General features: G+C 62.4%; 5 protein-coding genes. 2 read left to right on the top strand and 3 right to left on the bottom strand.

Going from position 1 to position 1,682, the window contains the following annotated elements:
• The 3 genes from Q0520_RS03650 to Q0520_RS03640 all read right to left on the bottom strand — a co-directional run.
• Window positions 1–236 (bottom strand): hypothetical protein (locus Q0520_RS03650; RefSeq protein WP_298666739.1); only part of this gene is annotated, 236 nt, incomplete at its 3' end.
• The gene (locus Q0520_RS03645; RefSeq protein ID WP_298666736.1) at window positions 233–445 is read right to left on the bottom strand and encodes a hypothetical protein; all 213 of its coding nucleotides are present in this window, start codon (window positions 443–445) and stop codon (window positions 233–235) included. The genes Q0520_RS03645 and Q0520_RS03650, both read right to left, overlap by 4 nt.
• A 48-nt stretch (window positions 446–493) precedes the next feature.
• A complete protein-coding gene (locus Q0520_RS03640) occupies window positions 494–829 on the bottom strand; it encodes a hypothetical protein (RefSeq protein WP_298666733.1) in 336 nt (111 codons plus the stop codon).
• Between the two features lie 69 nt (window positions 830–898).
• On the opposite strand from Q0520_RS03640, the gene Q0520_RS03635 reads away from it, so the two are divergent.
• The gene (locus Q0520_RS03635) at window positions 899–1,144 is read left to right on the top strand and encodes a hypothetical protein (RefSeq protein WP_298666730.1); all 246 of its coding nucleotides are present in this window, start codon (window positions 899–901) and stop codon (window positions 1,142–1,144) included.
• A 3-nt stretch (window positions 1,145–1,147) separates the two neighbouring features.
• Window positions 1,148–1,682 (top strand): winged helix-turn-helix transcriptional regulator (locus Q0520_RS03630; protein WP_298666727.1); only part of this gene is annotated, 535 nt, incomplete at its 3' end.

The raw sequence follows: 1,682 nt of genomic DNA, 5'->3' as shown, positions 1-1,682 counted from the left end.
CGGACCTCAGTCACGGTCGAGACCACCCGCCCTTTCTCCTCATCGACCAGGAAGTCGACGACGGCCGTCTCGTTTGCGATCCTGAGCGCCGGGGCGCACCCGTCCCGGGTCGATGGGAAGGGCGTCGGGTGACAGGAGAGGAGCACACCCTCGACGGTGCCGCCGCCGAGGTACATCGCCCGCGCCGCCTCGTCCCTGAGGGCAATCCTGGCGATGTAGGAGGCGTTCGTCGTCATCCCGTCGGTGTCGCCGAGATGACCGGGACGGCCGCATAGTCGAAGTCAGGGAGGTCGTCGGATGTAGCAGGGCGGGGGCTGAGCACCGTCTCCGCCGGGAGAGGTATCGTTGCCGGCGGTGACGTGTCTGTCGGCGTCGTCGTGCACCCGGCGGCGAAGATCATGATTCCAATAGCCAGAAGAGGATACCACATGCTTCCGGTTTCCATGAAGGCCACTCTCGTCTCTGTTTTATATATCACTTCTGTGCGGACCGTCTATCTGTCGGGGATTTTTTCGGTCCGCAGTCGCACGATCTCCCTGATGCCGAAGGCCAGCACCGCCGCGGGGACGGCAGTCAGGAGGAGGACGAGGACCATCCATGACCCGAAAGCGAGATGAGTGGGGTCAGCGAGCCACTGGAAGAAAAAGGTCAGGGTGATGGAGATGACGGGGGCGATGAAGGCGATGAGGAGGAGGCAGACGACAAACCAGGCGTACTCCGAACGGGAGATGCCATTCCCTCTCCCCCTCAGCGAAGGGAGGAAGAACCAGAGGCCGAAGACGAGCACGGCGACGGCGAAGAGGAGGACGGCATCGGTGAAGGGGTGCATGAACCGCCGTACGATATTTCGGTATATGTGACTTTTGAAATGTCCGTCTCCCTGACAGGGGACGAAAAGATGAACATCTCAGAAAGTTTAAGGGCCGTCTCCCCGATCAACCTGCACGGGTACGATCGTCCCCGGCCCGGTATCATGGAAAGAATAGACCGCATCGTCCTCCTGTTTCTCCTCCTCCTCTTCGTCGCCTGGAGCCCTGCGGCGGCGAAGATCGTCGTCGAGCCGGAGCCAGCGGAAGTTCCCGCCGATGCGATCAATGTGGACGACGAAGTGCTCGTGCCCTGGTGGGCGGTCCTGCCCAGGTGACTGGTGTCGTATTTCATCCTCATCCACAGCCCCGAATGGACCTACCCGATCATAAATATCCTCTTCTCACTCAGCGGCGCCATCGTCATCGCCGCAAGGGACCGCAGGCGCCACCCCCTCGACAACGAGAAGAGAAAGGCGATCTATACGTGCATCAGGGAGAGGCCGGGCATCTCGTTCGCCGAGATCGTGGAGACGACAGGGATCAGCCGCGGTACGGCGCAGTACCACCTCGTCCGCCTGAGAGTGGCGCACCTGGTCAGGGCCGTCCGGGGGGACAGTCTGACCGGCTATTTCGAGAGCAGAAACGCCTGCGGCCCGATGGAGCAGACCATACTCCTCCACCTCAGGAGCCCCACCGAAGAGCGGATACTCGCCCTTCTACTGGAAACACCCGACCTCTCCCAGTCGGAGATCGCGGAGGCCGTCGGCGTCGCCGACCCCACGGTCGCCGGGCACATGAAACGCCTCGTCGCCAACGGGGTCGTCGAATCGTACCGCGACGGAAAAAAGACGAAGTACCTCCTCACCCCCGCCG

It is taken from the genome of uncultured Methanofollis sp. (assembly GCF_937919355.1).
Taxonomy (GTDB): Archaea; Halobacteriota; Methanomicrobia; order Methanomicrobiales; family Methanofollaceae; genus Methanofollis.
This window is presented reverse-complemented; position numbering and strand designations above follow the sequence as displayed.

Excerpts from the sequence above, each read along its gene's own strand:
- Q0520_RS03645 (WP_298666736.1), bottom strand. The coding sequence starts at position 445 with ATGGAAACCGGAAGCATGTGGTATCCTCTTCTGGCTATTGGAATCATG.
- Q0520_RS03640 (WP_298666733.1), bottom strand. The coding sequence starts at position 829 with ATGCACCCCTTCACCGATGCCGTCCTCCTCTTCGCCGTCGCCGTGCTC.
- Q0520_RS03635 (WP_298666730.1), top strand. The coding sequence starts at position 899 with ATGAACATCTCAGAAAGTTTAAGGGCCGTCTCCCCGATCAACCTGCAC.